The sequence below is a fragment of the Priestia sp. YIM B13551 genome (genome assembly GCF_042787905.1).
In the GTDB taxonomy this organism is placed as follows: domain Bacteria; phylum Bacillota; class Bacilli; order Bacillales; family Bacillaceae_H; genus Priestia.
Genome location: NZ_JBHZOX010000005.1, coordinates 256,038 through 271,959, shown reverse-complemented (window position 1 = coordinate 271,959; position 15,922 = coordinate 256,038). Strand labels below are relative to the sequence as shown.

The following is a 15,922-nucleotide window of genomic DNA, read 5'->3' as shown; positions in this document are numbered from 1 at the left end:
ATCTCAAACCCCTTTATAAACAGTAAACGAACATATTATAGCATAAAGGCGTCGTGTCATTGGCTGTAAAATAGAAAAAGAAGAAAGAAGAGCCAAGTTTGACATCCCTCTTTCTTCGTTCATGTAGCTTATTCAGCCATTTTCTCAAGATTTCCGTTACGATCCATTTTAAATGTAGTAGAAGAACGTTCTTCTTCATCGAATAGAGCTAACTTTCGCGCACGGTTCATGATTTGCATTAATGTTTCATAGTCTTCTTGAATAGTAGTAGCATTTGCCTCGAGATGTTTGATTTGTTTTTCCAACTCTGTGTTTTTCTTAGCTAATTCTGTATTTTCTTGCATCAAGCGTTTGTTTTCGCTTTGCAATGCCTGTAAATTGCTCGCTTGATTTGGCATTGTTTGCAAAAAGCGAATAACGTCAGCCATTGAAAGCTCTTCACTGCTGCTTTTTTCTACTTGTGTTTCAGATAAGCTATATGTTGCTGTAGGTGCAGACATCATTTGTTCCACATGCTCTACAGATGCTGGTGGCGTATATAATAATTTCTTTTTGCCTTGCTCTTGTCCAAGTGCACGCATGCGCTGTTTTCGCTGTTTTTTGGCTAGCTGAAGTGCTTTTTCATACTGATGGCGTACTACAGCATTCCATCTGAATCCACATGCTGCTGAAGTGCGATTTAATTCATCTCCCACTTCTTCAAACGCATTCAGCTGCGTACTTCCTTCGCGGACATGGCGCAATACTGTTTCAGCTAATAATAAGTCGTTTTCTTCTGTCCAAGCATCTTGTCTATCTTTCACTTTGTTCACTCCTCTATTTTCCATGACTCATAGTAATCATGTTTTGTAGTATCATCATGTACAAAAAATCCATACTTTATACCATTTCTTCTAGGAGTATGATAGATTTTGCTTCCTTCTTTAACTTGCATCGGACTTCAAATAGGGGTAAAATACCCCTTAGACAAAATGATGAACCAATTTTGAAAGGATTGTGTCAACATGGCAAATGAATTTAGAATTTGTGATGATTGTCAGGCAACAAACGTCAAAACGTTGTTACCTCGACTTAAAAAAATAGATGAACAAGCTGAAGTACAAATCGGCTGCCAGTCTTACTGTGGACCCGGACGTAAAAAGTCATTTGCATTTGTAAACAACCGTCCTGTAGCAGCGCCAACAGAGGATGAATTAATCGAGAAGATTGAGAAAAAAGTAAAAAAATAGATAGTGAAACAATAAATAGCTGCTTTTCTGCTACTTATTTGTCGAACGAGCTTCTTACAAACAGAATCGCCTTGTTTGTTAGGTAAATCACCTTGGTTGCTTGACAAGGTGATTTTTTATTCTGAATAGGAAAATAGGAAGTGAGTGTCGAAAAATTATAGCAACAACAAAGTGAAGATAGAGAGGTATGTAAATGACATATCCTAATGAAAAACTCAGTGAAGAAAAAGTATTTAAAGATCCTGTTCACCGCTATATCCATGTAAGAGATCGTGTTATTTGGGAGCTAATTGGGACAGCCGAATTTCAAAGGCTGCGTCGTATTAGACAGCTAGGAACGACATACTTAACGTTTCATGGGGCTGAGCACAGCCGTTTTAGTCATTCCTTAGGTGTTTATGAAATTGTGCGCCGTATTATTGATGACGGTTTTCAAGGACGCCCTGAATGGAATGAAGATGAGCGTCTTCTTTGTCTTTGTGCTGCTTTACTGCACGATTTAGGTCACGGTCCGTTTTCACATTCGTTTGAGAAGGTTTTCCACTTAGACCATGAAGAATTTACACAAGCCATTATCGTAGGTGACACAGAGGTAAATCAAGTGTTAACGAAAGTAGGAAAGGATTTTCCTAAAAAAGTGGCTGAAGTAATTGCGAAAACATATGAAAATAAGCTTGTCGTTAGTTTGATTTCCAGTCAAATTGATGCAGATCGCATGGATTATTTGCAGCGTGATGCGTATTACACAGGAGTAAGCTACGGTCATTTTGATATGGAGCGAATTCTGCGTGTTATGCGCCCTCGGGAAGACCAAGCCGTGATTAAACACAGCGGTATGCATGCGGTTGAAGATTATATTATGAGCCGCTATCAAATGTACTGGCAAGTGTATTTTCATCCTGTTACGAGAAGTGCTGAAGTGATTTTGACAAAAATTTTACATCGTGCAAAAGAGCTCCATCATCATTACTATGAGTTTAAGCAGGAGCCAACTCATTTTTATTCGATTTTTGAAGAAGAAATATCGCTAAAAGAGTATTTGAAATTAGATGAATCTGTTATTTTATTTTATTTTCAAGCGTGGGAAGAAGAAGAGGATGAAATTTTATCTGATCTATGCCGAAGATTTATGAATCGTCAGCTTTTTAAATACATTGAGTTTAATCCGAATTCACAAATGAAGATGTGGATGGAGCTTACAACATTATTTAAAAAAGCGGGCATTAATCCAGATTATTATTTAGTCGTCGATTCTTCAAGCGACTTACCATACGATTTTTATCGACCGGGTGAAGAGGAAGAGCGTTTGCCGATTCATCTGTTGATGCCAAATAATGAAGTGCGTGAATTATCACGTCAGTCGGAGATTGTTGAAGCAATTTCAGGGAAAAAGAGAACCGATCATAAATTATATTTTCCACAAGATCTCATTGATCAATTGTCGTCTAAGCGAAAAGTTAAAGATCAGATTATAAACTTACTAAAAGGAGATCAGAGTTAAATAGTATAGGAGTTGAAGGGGCTGTGTTAAACGATCACGCAAAGATTGTGAAAGTATTTTCCGCGGCGGGAGAAGTTGTTGGCAGAAAAAAGTTACAAAAGATGATATTTATCGGAAAAAAGCTGAAGTTTCCTTTTTATGAAAAGTATAATTTTCACTTTTTTGGACCTTATTCTGAGGAATTAACGCTTCGAATTGAAGAGCTGTGTAACTTAGGCTTTTTAAGTGAAATTAAAGAGAAAAAAGGCGGGTATATGCAGTATCGCTACGTATTAACAGAAGCGGGGGAAGGATTTCTAAGCCACTATGACTTAGAACTTCCTCACTTGCAGGAATGTATGAAGGATATGAACGAACAAAGCTCGAAATTTTTGGAGCTTGTCTCTACGATTTTATATTTCGATAATTTACCGAAAGAAGAAGTAAAAGAGAAAGTGTTTACGTTAAAGCGTAAGCAAAACTATACAGAAGAAGACATTTCAGAAGCATACAAATATATTGAAAAACTTCAGGCAACGCTGTCTGTCCATTAAAAAAATGCCATAGGTTCATTCCTATGGCATCTTTTTTATGTAGGCGTTATTGATCGCTCATGCGTTTGCCCGCTACAGCGTAATGGTTTTTAGACATTTCTTCGATGATAATGGATACTTTTTCAGGTGCTGCACCTGTTGTTTCAACAACAGCATCCGTTACTTTTTCAACAAGAGCTCTTTTTTGATCATCTGTACGGCCCTCAAGCATTTTAACAGTTACAACTGGCATAATGTGTACACTCCTTTTTGATCATTATATGATTAGTGTACCCGTTTTCTGAATAAAATGACAGTATGAGATAGTGATGGAGGCCATAATCTGTAGTATACTTTTATAATAACATCGATATAAAAAACAGGTGTGCCTAAAGGAAGCACATCGCTGGTCTTTGAGAACTTTTAGGGCATATTTGAAGAAACCTTGTATCTTTCTTACCGCAAAAAAAGATTCATCTAGTAGATGTGATAGGTAGAAATTATTTTAAAATAAAGGAGATAAAGAGTGGAACATTTTTTAGCTTTTTCATTGCAAGACCTTCCTTACGTGGTAATGACGCTTATTGTTGCATTCACGCTGCATGAGTTTGCACATGCGTATGTAGCTTATTTATTTGGAGACCACACAGCTAAAAAGCAAGGAAGGCTAACGCTTTCTCCGCTGGCTCATTTAGATCCATTTGGAACGCTTTTGTTAATCATCGCAGGTTTTGGGTGGGCGAAGCCGGTTCCTGTTAATCGCTATTTCTTTAAAAAGCCACGTTTAGCTGGTATTCTAGTATCGATAGCGGGACCGTTTAGCAACTTGGTGTTGGCATTTATCGGCTTGCTTATTTATTATTTGATGAATAACGCCGCAGTGGACAATGATGCGCTTTATCGTTTTGTTACATTATTTATTCAAATAAACCTAACGCTAGGTGTATTTAACTTGTTGCCTTTTCCGCCTTTAGACGGCTACCGCGTGATTGAAGATCTCGTTCCGCCGTCCACGCGAGCCAAAATGACGCAGTATGAGTCTTGGGGCATTTTTGTATTTTTGATTCTTGTGATTACACCTCTGGATCGAATTGTGATCTGGCCGCTTCTAAACGGAGCAGCAATGTTTGTTATGAATATCTTTCAGCAGATATTAGCACCACTGATTTAATGAATAGAGGAGGCTTACTATGACTCAGTCAAAAAAGAAAAGTATAGGATTTAATATCATAAAAGACGATTCAACCGACGGCCACGGCGGTTACGGGGTTGGAGCGTTAAGTTTAGAAAACATTTCACCAGTTTTTGTTTGTCCGAGCGACGAAGAAGTATTTGTGGATATCGGTGCGATGCATGCAAGAAGTGTAGTGGAAAAAGGAATTAAGTTCTTACCGAATAAAGACGAGGTGCCAAACGGCAAGTTATATTGGCTTGTGTGGGTAACAATTGATCGCAAGCAAGAAGGACCTTACTACGCAGGTATGACAGCATGTGAAATGACCGTTGATCGTGAAATACGCCGCGGCTATAAGTCACTTCCTGAACATGTAAACAAAATGGATAAATCCTTAAAACGACGCATTATGGTGGAAGAAATGGATAGCAAGTCTAAGGATTTGCTTCGTGAGTTTTTGAAGTCTCATAATGAAGAAATTTGGACGTTATCTAATGATGACTTAAAAGAAGCGCTTCAAACATCGTAATGCTAAAAAAGCTTAAGGCCTTGGCCTTAAGCTTTTTTTAATCAAACCATTTGGGTAACCAGTGAAACTTTTTATCTTCTTTTTCACGCTCTTTTTTCTTCGTTTTTGCTGCATGATCGATGTGATCAGTACAATATGTTTTTGGCTGTGTTCCAGTTAAATAATAAGCTTTATATTGAACAGGGCATGATTTGGATGCTAACTTTCCATTTTGAGGATTAATGTTTACGCTCATTAATCCGTTTGGTGCTTTAAACTTTTCTTTTTTCTTCCCTTTTAAAGCATCTTCCATAAATAATGCCCACATTTTTTTTGCGTATCCTTTTTCAGCTACATCATCCATTGTCCTTCCTTGATCATATCCAACCCAAACGCCTGAAACGAGCTGAGGAGAGTAGCCAATCATCCAGCTGTCCGTAGAGGTTGTGCCGGATTTTCCCGCGTAAGGACGAGATACATATTTAGAAATAGGCTTTCCTGTGACGGTTGTATAGCCATTTAGCTTTTGATTAAACATGCCTGTCATTAAATGGGTAGTAAGAAAAGCATAGCGCTTATCAATGACTTGTTTCTGTTCGGAAGGAGCTTGATAAACAACTTCTCCGTCATGGGTTTCAATTCGTTTAATAAATGTTGGACGAATTTCTTTTCCGCCATTAGCAAAGATGCCGTACGCATTAACCATATCAATGACTTTGACAGGCGAAGTTCCAAGAGCTAAAGATGGAACTTTCTTTAAAGGTGATGATATTCCAAGTGTTTTAGCAGTTTCAATCAAGCGGTTTTCCCCAATGAACAAATGCGTTTTTACGGCATAAATATTATCTGAAAGTGCGATGGCTTGAGCCATTGTAATAGGAGCATCTGCATAATAATTGTGATAGTTACTAGGCGTGTATGTCGAAACGCCATCTTCCAATTTGAACGTCGTTTCTTCACTTTTCATTGGAGTAGATTCAGTAAAACCATCTTTTAACGCCGCATAGTATAAAAATGGCTTCATCGTTGAGCCAGGCTGTCTTATTGCTTGAGTCGCGCGATTAAACGGGCTCTTTTCATAATCTCTTCCACCAATAAGAGCTTTCACTTGTCCATTTTTAGGATTCATCGCAACAAATGCACTTTGTACGTCTGAAGAGCTGCTGATAACATCCTTCATTTTTTCTTCTGCCGTTCGCTGCATCTTTTCATCCAGCGTTGTATAAACGCGAAGTCCATTTGTGTAAATCATGGTTTCATCAATGCCTAAATCTTGCTTTAATTCTGCTAGCGCTGCATCCATAAAGTAAGAAGCATCTTCTTTATTAGGATCTTTTTCGGCAGGCTTTGCGAATGCTAGAGGTGTTACAAGCGCTTTTGTTGCTTGCTTGGCTGTAATAATTCCATCCTCTTTCATAAGAGATAAAATGATATTTTGTCGTTTTTTTGCATTTTCTTGATGAATAAGAGGAGAGTAGTAGCTAGGGCCTTTTGGAATACCTGCTAACATACTCGCTTCACTTAACGTCAAATTTTTGGCGTGCTTATCAAAATACAGCCTAGCTGCCGCTTCAATTCCATAAGCTCCATGACCGTAGTAAATCGTATTCATGTAGCCTTCTAGAATTTGGTCTTTACTATAATTCATTTCTAACCGAATCGTATACAGAGCTTCTTGAAGCTTTCTAGTCCACGTTTTGTCGTGCTCTAAAAACAAGTTTCGTGCATACTGCTGAGTAATGGTACTCGCACCCTGTACTTTTCCCATAGCTTTTATATCAGCTACAACTGCTCCGGCGATTCGATGCATATCAAAGCCGTGATGCTCATAGAAGCGCTTATCTTCAACGGCTAAAGTCGCATCTTTTACGTAAGGTGAAATTTGATTAAGTGAAACCCAGTAGCGCTTTTGTCCATTGTGAACTTCATCAAGAACTTTACCGTTTGCTGAGTAGAAAACAGCTGTTTGAGAAACGTTTAGCGGAGGGGGGCCAGCGATTTTGGCGTAGAGAAAGATGCTTATGTAGGCAAACAATAATAAAGCCCCCGCTAATATACCAAGGACGAGAAGAATTCGGAAGATGCGTCTTGCCTTTTTTAAATGTTCGGTTAATACCGTTTCCATTTCTATTCACCACCAATATGTGTCACTATGCACCGTACATGTTGTTTTCAACACAACAAAATTCTATTAAAAGAGCGATGCAAGTAGATTCTAAAGCTTGTATCTATCATCAGTATGAAATAGAAAAGGTGGTTTTAAACCTCCATTGCTAAAAATTTTACTTGCTTTTTTGCTGAATTCATCTATACTTTTTTCATGTTTGTATAAATTATGTTAGGGTAATCTATGCATAGGTTAATTCTCAAAATAGAAGGGAAGAGTTTGAAATGGAATTATGGTTCACAGAAAAGCAAACAAAGAACTTTGGTATTACAGCTAAAATTAATCGCACTTTACATACAGAGCAAACGGAGTTTCAAAAATTAGACATGGTTGAAACAGAAGAGTTTGGTAACATGCTCCTACTTGACGGTATGGTAATGACAACAGAAAAAGATGAGTTCGTTTATCATGAAATGGTTGCGCACGTACCGTTATTTACGCATCCAAATCCAGAAAACGTACTAGTTGTAGGTGGAGGAGACGGAGGCGTAATCCGTGAAATCTTAAAACACCCAAGCGTAAAAAAAGCGACGTTAGTTGATATCGATGGAAAAGTTATTGAGTACTCAAAAAAATTCTTACCTTCAATTGCGGGCAAACTAGAAGATCCTCGTGTTGATGTACAAGTAGATGACGGATTTATGCACATCGCTAAAAGCGAGAACGAATACGATGTCATTTTAGTGGATTCAACAGAGCCAGTAGGTCCAGCTGTAAATTTATTTACAAAAGGATTCTATGCAGGTATCTCAAAAGCACTTAAAGAAGATGGTATCTTTGTTGCTCAATCGGACAACCCTTGGTTTACGCCAGAACTTATCTCAAATGTTCAGCGTGATGTAAGAGAAATCTTCCCGATTACACGTCTATACGTAGCAAATATTCCAACGTACCCAAGCGGTTTATGGACATTTACAATGGGGTCAAAGAAACATGATCCATTAGAAGTAAGCGAAGATCGTTTCTTCGATATTGATACAAAGTATTACACAAAAGAATTGCACAAAGCCGCATTTGCTTTACCTAAATTTGTGCAAGATCTTATTAAATAAGTTATCACATACAAGTGAGATGCCAGAGGTTTAAGGCTGGCATCTTTTCTATGAATAATGAAGGAGGAACAAAATATGCGTTTTGATGAAGCTTATTCAGGTAATGTATTTATCGGCAGTCACCCTGTTTTTGAAGAAAGTGAAGCGGTTCTTTATGGAATGCCAATGGACTGGACAGTTAGCTATCGTCCAGGTTCACGATTTGGCCCAACTCGTATTCGTGAAGTATCAATTGGATTAGAAGAATACAGCCCGTATTTAGATCGAGAGCTAGAGGAAGTAAAATATTTTGATGCAGGAGATATTCCACTTCCATTTGGGAATCCTCAGCGCAGCTTAAATATGATTGAAGAGTATATCGACCAGCTTTTAGCAGCAGACAAGTTCCCATTAGGCATGGGCGGAGAGCATTTGGTTTCTTGGCCTGTTATGAAAGCTATGTATAAAAAATACCCGGATTTGGCCATTATCCATATGGATGCTCATACAGACCTTCGTGAAGAGTATGAAGGAGAACCACTTTCTCATTCCACTCCGATTCGTAAAGTTGCAGAACTAATCGGACCGGAGAATGTTTATTCATTTGGTATTCGTTCAGGAATGAAAGAAGAATTTCAATGGGCAAAAGAAAACGGCATGCATATTTCAAAATTTGAAGTTCTAGAGCCGTTAAAAGAGATTCTACCAACACTTGCAGGTCGTCCTGTTTATGTAACAATTGATATCGATGTATTAGATCCAGCGCACGCTCCTGGTACAGGAACAGTAGATGCAGGCGGTATCACGTCAAAAGAGCTTTTAGCTTCTATTCACGCAATTGCTAAATCAGATCTTCGCATTGTCGGGGGAGATTTAGTAGAAGTAGCTCCAATTTATGATCCGTCTGAACAAACAGCTAATACAGCAAGCAAGCTTATTCGCGAAATGATCTTAGGCTGGGTACAAAAGAAATAAATAAAGTAAAAGGCGGCCGCTGTGGCTGCCTTTTTTATTTGGAATATGTGAATGCGTCACGTCCTGTAAAAAGGTGAATTCTCGGCGTATCTATCATATTTCCTTTGAAGTATTATTGAATTCTTTCTTTAGAATGTTTATACTATTTAAGTTATAACGTATTCATTTTAATAAGGAAGTGTCTTTTGTGAGTAACGCTTCAGAAGTCAAGAAACCCATTGAAGTTAAAATTGTGACGGATATCCGCGATGGTCACCGAAAAGAGACAACATCGGTAAATGCAAAAGGTATGTATTATGAAAAAGGATCGAAAATTTATCTTACATACACAGAGCGCCAAGAGGAAATCGGAGATATTAGAACAATGGTGAAAATTAGCGAAGATGAAGTATCAATTAATCGAACCGGTGCTGTTCAAATGAAGCAATCGTTTCGTAAAAAGGTACAGATCGAAGGAACTTATATAAGCCCTTATGGACGTATGGATTTACTAACATTCGCTCATAACATTGAATATAAACAAATGACTCAAAAGGGTCGATTATTTTTAACGTATGATCTAGAAGTACAGGGTCAGCCTACCGGGAAATATGCGTTAACCATTACATTCAAGGAGGAGAAAAAATGAACATCGTCGAACAAGTGCAGCAAAAATTAAAAGCTGAAATTCAAGATGCTGTGGTCAAAGCAGGACTTGCTGAAAAAGCAGAACTTCCAGAAGTTCTATTAGAAACCCCAAAAGATAAAACACATGGTGATTATTCTACCAATATGGCTATGCAGCTAGCTCGTATTGCCAAAAAAGCACCGCGTGTTATCGCTGAAGAGCTTGTAGCAAACTTCGATAAATCAAAAGCATCTATCGAGAAAATTGACATTGCAGGCCCTGGATTCATCAACTTTTATATGAATAACTCTTATTTAACAGAGCTTATCCCAACGATTGTAAAAGCTGGTGAAGCGTACGGTCAAACAAACGTAGGGAACGGACAAAAAGTACAGGTTGAGTTTGTTTCAGCTAATCCGACAGGGGATTTACATTTAGGACATGCCCGCGGTGCTGCAGTTGGAGACTCATTATGTAATGTTCTTGAAAAAGCAGGTTACGATGTGTCACGTGAATATTATATCAATGATGCTGGTAACCAAATTAATAACCTGGCTTATTCAGTAGAAGCACGCTACATGCAGGCTCTTGGTTTAGAGAAAGAAATGCCTGCAGACGGCTATCATGGTGCTGACATTATAAACATCGGAAAAGAGCTAGCAAAAGAGCACGGAGACAAGTATGCAAATGCTTCTGAAGAAGAGCGTTTTGAATTCTTCCGTCAATACGGGTTAGATTATGAGTTAGCTAAATTAAAGCGTGATCTTGAACAGTTCCGTGTGAAATTTGACGTATGGTATTCTGAAACGTCTCTTTATAAAAATGATAAAATCTCAATTGCACTTGAAACGCTGAAAAAACAAGGCCATGTATATGAAGAAGAAGGTGCTACGTGGTTCCGTTCTACGACATTTGGTGATGATAAAGACCGTGTGTTAATTAAAAATGACGGTTCATTTACGTACTTAACACCAGATATTGCGTATCACCAAGACAAAATTCAACGCGGATTTGATAAGCTAATTAACATTTGGGGAGCCGACCACCATGGATATATTCCTCGTATGAAAGCGGCGATTCAAGCGCTTGGTTATGAAAAAGATACGCTGGAAGTAGAAATTATTCAAATGGTTCAACTGTATCAAAATGGCGAAAAAATGAAGATGAGCAAACGTACAGGTAAAGCAGTAACAATGCGTGATCTAGTAGAAGAGGTAGGCCTTGATGCAACTCGCTACTTCTTTGCGATGAGAAGTGCGGATACACATTTAGACTTTGATTTAGATTTAGCTGTTTCTCAATCTAATGAAAATCCTGTATACTACGCGCAATATGCTCATGCCCGTATTTGCAGTATTCTTCGTCAAGGTGAAGAGATGGGGATTCAATCAACATCTGGCGCTGACCTTTCATTAATTAGTGCAGAAAAAGAAATGGAACTGCTGAAGAAAATCGGAGAGTTCCCTCAGGCCGTAGCGGAAGCAGCAACAAAACGTATTCCGCACCGCATTACGAATTATGTGTTTGATCTCGCTTCTACGTTCCATAGCTTCTATAATGCAGAAAAAGTATTAGACAGCGATAATGTAGAAACAAGTAAAGCGCGTATTGAACTAGTGAAAGCTGTTCAAGTAACGCTTCAAAACTCCTTAAAACTAATTGGTGTTTCAGCACCTGAAAAAATGTAACAAAAAAAGAGCCTCTTGGCTCTTTTTTATTTAAAAAACAAGTGTGGCACCTTCCGTACGCTTTACTCCTCTCATTGATGCTAAATCTTCCACTAATTTTAGCAGCGCTTTATCTTTTAACTTTGCTTCAATCATTACGTCAAAATCTTGTCCGATATCTTTAGCCATTTGCAAAAAAGGTGCGATAAAATCAGTTGAGACATAATCAGAGTGACTTCTAAATTCTTTTTCAGATTTAGGAGAAGAGATATGTACTTTTGGTTTTAACCCGATATGTTTCCACGTGTCAAAGATACGAGGGAGCAATAGCTCAAGAGGTTCCTCTCCTTCATTTGCTTTGTGGTGGTGATAATCAAAGAGGAGAGGGACTTTCTCTTTTTCGCATACAGCTAATGTTTCTTCAGTTGTGTATGTTTTATCATCATTTTCAAGAGTCATGCGCTTTTTAATGACAGGTGGCAGCGTTTGAATGTTTTCATGAAATCGACCGATCGCCTTTTCTTTATTGCCATAGGCTCCTCCTACATGAATATTAATAAGAGCTTGACCTGATACTCCCATCGCTTCAATCATTCTATAGTGATAATCCATATCTTTTACCGCATTTTCAGTAATGTGTTTTTTATCGCTTGTAAATAATGTGAATTGATTGGGGTGAAAACTCACGCGCAGCTGGTGATTCCGTATCAATTCTCCTATCTCTGACCAGTCGTCTTGGAACGCATCAATGTAATTCCAGTCTACTTCAGGATGAGTAGCTAAAGGGACAAGAGAAGATGACAATCGATACAGCATAATTTCATGCGCAATATTAAAATGCAAAGCACGCTTAGTATGATTCAAATTTTGTTTTGTAACGTGATGAAGCTTATCCAGCCTCTCGTCTTTTTTCATTTTTGCCCATCTAGTAAAGGTGAGGGTTTTAGCTGGTGAGCAGTCCCAAAGCGACAGGGCATGTGAGACATAGCCAAATCTAATTTTCATTATAAATCTTCCTCTTTTCGTTCATTAAAGTAACGGAGAAATAAAGGTTGCAAATCCTTGCTTGAGTTTTTCACTCCATTTTCGGTTTTTCACATCTTCTAAAGACAAAACCGGGCATTCCCCCATACAAGCTTTAAAGCTATTCTTTACCTCTTCAATATATGTGGCATCATAGATTAAACAGTTGATTTCAGCATTTAAGAACAAGCTTCTTTTATCAAAATTAGCCGTTCCTACATCGCAGATAACATTGTCTGCAATTAATACTTTTGCATGGTAAAAACCGTAATAATATTGATAAATCATACAACCTGCTTGAAGTAATGTGGGAAGATAGGCAAACGCAGCATGATGAACAAGCGGTTGATCTGCACGCATTGGAATTAAAATATGAACTTGCACTCCTCGTGCACGAGCTTGCAGTAAAGCATTCATCAAAGGTTCACTTGGAATAAAATAAGGAGTACCTATGTACAATTCCCTATTGGCTTGGTTGATAATCGATAAAAAGCTTTCTTCAAGTGAAAAACCTTCAGTCGACTTTAGCTGAATGACATAGTCTCCTTCAGAGGTTGGTGGAAAGTATCTTTCCACTTTACGCAGGTCTAAGCCGGTAGCAGCATACCAGTCGCTCAACAGCTGCATTTGAAGATCTTGTATGCCTTGACCTTCCATACGCAGGTGGTAATCTTTCCATACCCCAAGCTTAGCGTCGAGTCCTAAATATTCTCTTCCGATATTAAAACCGCCAATGTAGCCAACTTTCCCATCAATAACGGCTATTTTACGGTGATTGCGTGCGTTGAGTGTATAAAACAAATAAGGCCACCGAGGCGTTCGACTGTAAGCAAAATGAACACCTTGTTTTTTTAAGAATGCAATTTTGTTTTTCTTGATTTTATAGCTTCCCACACGGTCTACCAATAACCGGACTTCAATATTTTGCTGTGCTTTTTGGACTAGTAAATCTAAAAAATCTTGGCTAACTTCATCATTTTGTACGATGTAAAACGATAAATGGATAAATGAAGAGGCATTTTCTATTTCGTGAAATAAATCTTTATACAAGACATTCCCGTCTGCGAACAAAAAAAGAGAAGCACGGCGCTTTGGAAATGTATTTTCAGCCTGAGAAAATACTTTCTTTCCAACGCCAAGGTCAATTGCAAGCCAAGCAATAAAAATAATAAAAAGTAAAATTACAACCATGCCGCTCATCATGTCACCTCTTTTCCCGATGTAAATACATTTTATGTTGTTCTTAGTGTCACCTTGTTTAAATAGAATATGAACAAAAGAAAGAAAAGATATTGACTGAATGCTCATTCATTATATACAATGAAAACAGATATATTATCAGAAAATTTAGTCGTTAGGAGGAAAGAAAGGTAACAAATTATTCAAGGAGGGGACGAGATGACAGGGTTGCTGTGGGTGAATTTTCTCTTTTTTATTATTGTAACCGCTTACGCTGTTTCTTTGTTTGTATATTTAATTCGCACACGCATTGAGTATATTCAATTAGGAAAAAAAGTTGAATTTGATCAGCGGTTAAAAGAAAGGCTGCAAAAAATTTGGGTGAACGTGTTTGGACAAAAGAAGCTGTTAAAAGATAAAAAAAGTGGAATTATGCACGTCATGTTTTTTTATGGGTTTATTTTAGTTCAGTTCGGCGCGTTAGACTTCATTATAAAAGGTTTGCTTCCAGGTAAACATTTGCCGCTTGGACCTTTATATCCCGGCTTTACATTTTTTCAAGAAATTGTGACGTTTTTGATTTTAGTAGCAGTTGTCTGGGCTTTTCACCGCCGCTACGTAGAAAAGCTTGTGCGTTTAAAAAGAGGGTTTAAATCTGGTTTAGTACTGATTTTTATTGGAGCACTTATGCTGTCAGTGCTGGTTGGAAACGCTATGTCAATCATCTGGCATAATCATGAACCAGCATTGACAGAACCGATTGCGTCATCTATTGCCATCTTGTTTAAGGGAATCAATGATGTTGCCGCTATTTCCATTTTTTATGTTTCATGGTGGATTCACTTAGCCGTGTTATTGACGTTTTTAGTATATGTTCCTCAATCAAAACATGCTCATTTACTGGCTGGACCGGCTAACGTATTTTTTAACCGTGTTTCTAAGCCAGGTAAGCTTGAAAAGATTGATTTTGAAGATGAGACGCAGGAGACGTTTGGAGTTGGAAAGATTGAAGAATTTACACAGCATCAGCTTATTGATTTATATGCCTGTGTAGAATGCGGTCGATGTACGAATATGTGTCCGGCAACGGGTACAGGGAAAATTTTATCTCCAATGGATTTAATTTTAAAGATGCGCGATCACTTAACAGAAAAAGGAGCGGTTGTGACATCTAAGGCACCTTGGGTTCCTACGTATGCATTCTCCAAAACAAAAGGGAATCAGCTGGCGATGATGGCGGCCAGCCAAGGCGGAGCAGAGGCTGCAGCAACAGCAGAATATAATCCAGCTTTAATCGGAGATGTCATTACAGAAGAAGAAATTTGGGCATGTACAACGTGCCGAAACTGTGAAGATCAATGTCCCGTAATGAACGAGCATGTAGATAAGATCATAGATTTACGACGTTTTTTAGTATTAACTGAAGGAAAGATGGACGCGGATGCTCAGCGTGCCATGACGAATATTGAACGTCAAGGAAACCCTTGGGGATTAAACCGAAAAGAGCGTGAAGAATGGCGGCATGTAAGAGAAGATGTTCACATTCCGACTGTTAAAGAAGTAAGTAAAGCCGGTGAAACGTTTGAGTATTTGTTCTGGGTAGGTTCGATGGGATCTTATGATAACCGCAGCCAAAAAATCGCTCTATCGTTTGCAAAGCTTCTCAATGAAGCGGGTGTTTCATTTGCGATTTTAGGAAATAAAGAAAAAAATTCTGGTGATACGCCGCGCAGGTTGGGCAATGAATTTTTATTCCAAGAGTTAGCTTCTAAAAATATTGCTGAATTTGAAAAAAATGAAATCAAAAAAATTGTTACGATTGATCCACATGCTTACAATATCTTCAAAAATGAATATCCAGATTTCGGTTTTGAAGGAGAAGTGTATCATCACACAGAATTATTAGCTATGTTGGTGAAAGAAGGTAAGCTGTCACCAAAACACGCGGTTAATGAAAAAATTACCTTCCATGATTCCTGTTATTTAGGAAGATATAACGAAGTATACAGTCCACCAAGAGAAATTTTGAAAGCGATTCCAGGTGTTCGTTTGATTGAAATGGATCGCAACCGTGAAAATGGTATGTGCTGTGGAGCAGGAGGAGGGTTAATGTGGACGGAAGAAACGACCGGCCAGCGCATTAATGTAGCGCGCACGGAACAAGCCTTAGCTGTTAACCCAAGCATTATCAGTTCAGGTTGCCCGTACTGCTTAACGATGCTAAGTGACGGAACAAAAGCAAAAGAAGTAGAAGAACAGGTTCATACGTATGACGTAGCAGAACTGCTTGAAAAGTCAATTTATGGTGACGCGCAAGAACAGGTTTCATAAAGGAGAAGTAGAGATGGT

15 protein-coding genes are annotated in these 15,922 nt (G+C 38.3%); 10 read left to right on the top strand and 5 right to left on the bottom strand.

All coding sequences use genetic code 11. The annotated features are described in order from the left end of the window. Positions 1-128: 128 nt before the first annotated feature. Positions 129-803 (bottom strand): RsfA family transcriptional regulator, encoded by a 675-nt coding sequence (locus ACFX4N_RS23055; RefSeq protein WP_029319426.1) that lies wholly within the window; start codon positions 801-803, stop codon positions 129-131. Between the two features lie 201 nt (positions 804-1,004). Here ACFX4N_RS23055 and ACFX4N_RS23050 point away from each other — a divergent pair, with 201 nt between their 5' ends. The 3 genes from ACFX4N_RS23050 (at position 1,005) to ACFX4N_RS23040 (ending at position 3,263) form a co-directional block, all read left to right on the top strand. Beyond that, entirely contained in the window at positions 1,005-1,229 is a 225-nt protein-coding gene (locus ACFX4N_RS23050) for a YuzB family protein (RefSeq protein ID WP_013059850.1), read from the top strand. Positions 1,230-1,422: 193 nt separating this feature from the next. Then, a complete protein-coding gene (locus tag ACFX4N_RS23045) occupies positions 1,423-2,730 on the top strand; it encodes an HD domain-containing protein (RefSeq protein ID WP_013059849.1) in 1,308 nt (435 codons plus the stop codon). A gap of 23 nt (positions 2,731-2,753) precedes the next feature. After that, a complete protein-coding gene (locus tag ACFX4N_RS23040; RefSeq protein WP_013059848.1) occupies positions 2,754-3,263 on the top strand; it encodes a YwgA family protein in 510 nt (169 codons plus the stop codon). A gap of 46 nt (positions 3,264-3,309) precedes the next feature. Here ACFX4N_RS23040 and ACFX4N_RS23035 read toward each other — a convergent pair whose 3' ends face one another. Next, positions 3,310-3,495 carry a 2-hydroxymuconate tautomerase gene (locus ACFX4N_RS23035; protein WP_013059847.1) on the bottom strand — a complete coding sequence of 62 codons (186 nt, stop codon included), beginning with the start codon at positions 3,493-3,495 and terminating at the stop codon, positions 3,310-3,312. Between the two features lie 273 nt (positions 3,496-3,768). Here ACFX4N_RS23035 and ACFX4N_RS23030 point away from each other — a divergent pair, with 273 nt between their 5' ends. Then, positions 3,769-4,413: a site-2 protease family protein gene (locus ACFX4N_RS23030; RefSeq protein WP_013059846.1), complete on the top strand. Its 645-nt coding sequence runs from the start codon at positions 3,769-3,771 to the stop codon at positions 4,411-4,413. Positions 4,414-4,432: 19 nt separating this feature from the next. Next, on the top strand, positions 4,433-4,945 hold the full coding sequence (locus tag ACFX4N_RS23025; RefSeq protein WP_013059845.1) for a YwhD family protein: 513 nt from the start codon (positions 4,433-4,435) through the stop codon (positions 4,943-4,945). 37 nt (positions 4,946-4,982) lie between these two features. Here the strand turns inward: ACFX4N_RS23025 and ACFX4N_RS23020 are convergent, their stop codons facing one another. Continuing rightward, complete coding sequence (locus ACFX4N_RS23020; protein WP_013059844.1) at positions 4,983-7,049, bottom strand: transglycosylase domain-containing protein; 2,067 nt, start codon at positions 7,047-7,049, stop codon at positions 4,983-4,985. A 266-nt stretch (positions 7,050-7,315) separates the two neighbouring features. On the opposite strand from ACFX4N_RS23020, the gene speE reads away from it, so the two are divergent. The 4 genes from speE (at position 7,316) to argS (ending at position 11,392) form a co-directional block, all read left to right on the top strand. Further along, positions 7,316-8,143, top strand: coding sequence for a spermidine synthase (gene speE, locus ACFX4N_RS23015; protein ID WP_013059843.1), 828 nt, complete (start codon positions 7,316-7,318; stop codon positions 8,141-8,143). A gap of 75 nt (positions 8,144-8,218) precedes the next feature. Beyond that, the gene (speB, locus tag ACFX4N_RS23010) at positions 8,219-9,097 is read left to right on the top strand and encodes an agmatinase (protein ID WP_013059842.1); all 879 of its coding nucleotides are present in this window, start codon (positions 8,219-8,221) and stop codon (positions 9,095-9,097) included. A 187-nt stretch (positions 9,098-9,284) separates the two neighbouring features. Next, positions 9,285-9,725 carry a YwiB family protein gene (locus ACFX4N_RS23005; RefSeq protein WP_014457736.1) on the top strand — a complete coding sequence of 147 codons (441 nt, stop codon included), beginning with the start codon at positions 9,285-9,287 and terminating at the stop codon, positions 9,723-9,725. After that, on the top strand, positions 9,722-11,392 hold the full coding sequence (gene argS, locus ACFX4N_RS23000; protein WP_025601750.1) for an arginine--tRNA ligase: 1,671 nt from the start codon (positions 9,722-9,724) through the stop codon (positions 11,390-11,392). The genes ACFX4N_RS23005 and argS overlap by 4 nt, the downstream gene beginning before the upstream one ends. Before the next feature lie 30 nt (positions 11,393-11,422). Here the strand turns inward: argS and uvsE are convergent, their stop codons facing one another. After that, on the bottom strand, positions 11,423-12,376 hold the full coding sequence (uvsE, locus tag ACFX4N_RS22995; protein WP_057275272.1) for a UV DNA damage repair endonuclease UvsE: 954 nt from the start codon (positions 12,374-12,376) through the stop codon (positions 11,423-11,425). Positions 12,377-12,400: 24 nt separating this feature from the next. Continuing rightward, positions 12,401-13,594, bottom strand: coding sequence for a cardiolipin synthase (cls, locus tag ACFX4N_RS22990; protein ID WP_057275273.1), 1,194 nt, complete (start codon positions 13,592-13,594; stop codon positions 12,401-12,403). Between the two features lie 198 nt (positions 13,595-13,792). Here cls and ACFX4N_RS22985 point away from each other — a divergent pair, with 198 nt between their 5' ends. Then, positions 13,793-15,904: a (Fe-S)-binding protein gene (locus tag ACFX4N_RS22985; RefSeq protein ID WP_061859836.1), complete on the top strand. Its 2,112-nt coding sequence runs from the start codon at positions 13,793-13,795 to the stop codon at positions 15,902-15,904. Positions 15,905-15,922 lie beyond the last annotated feature (18 nt).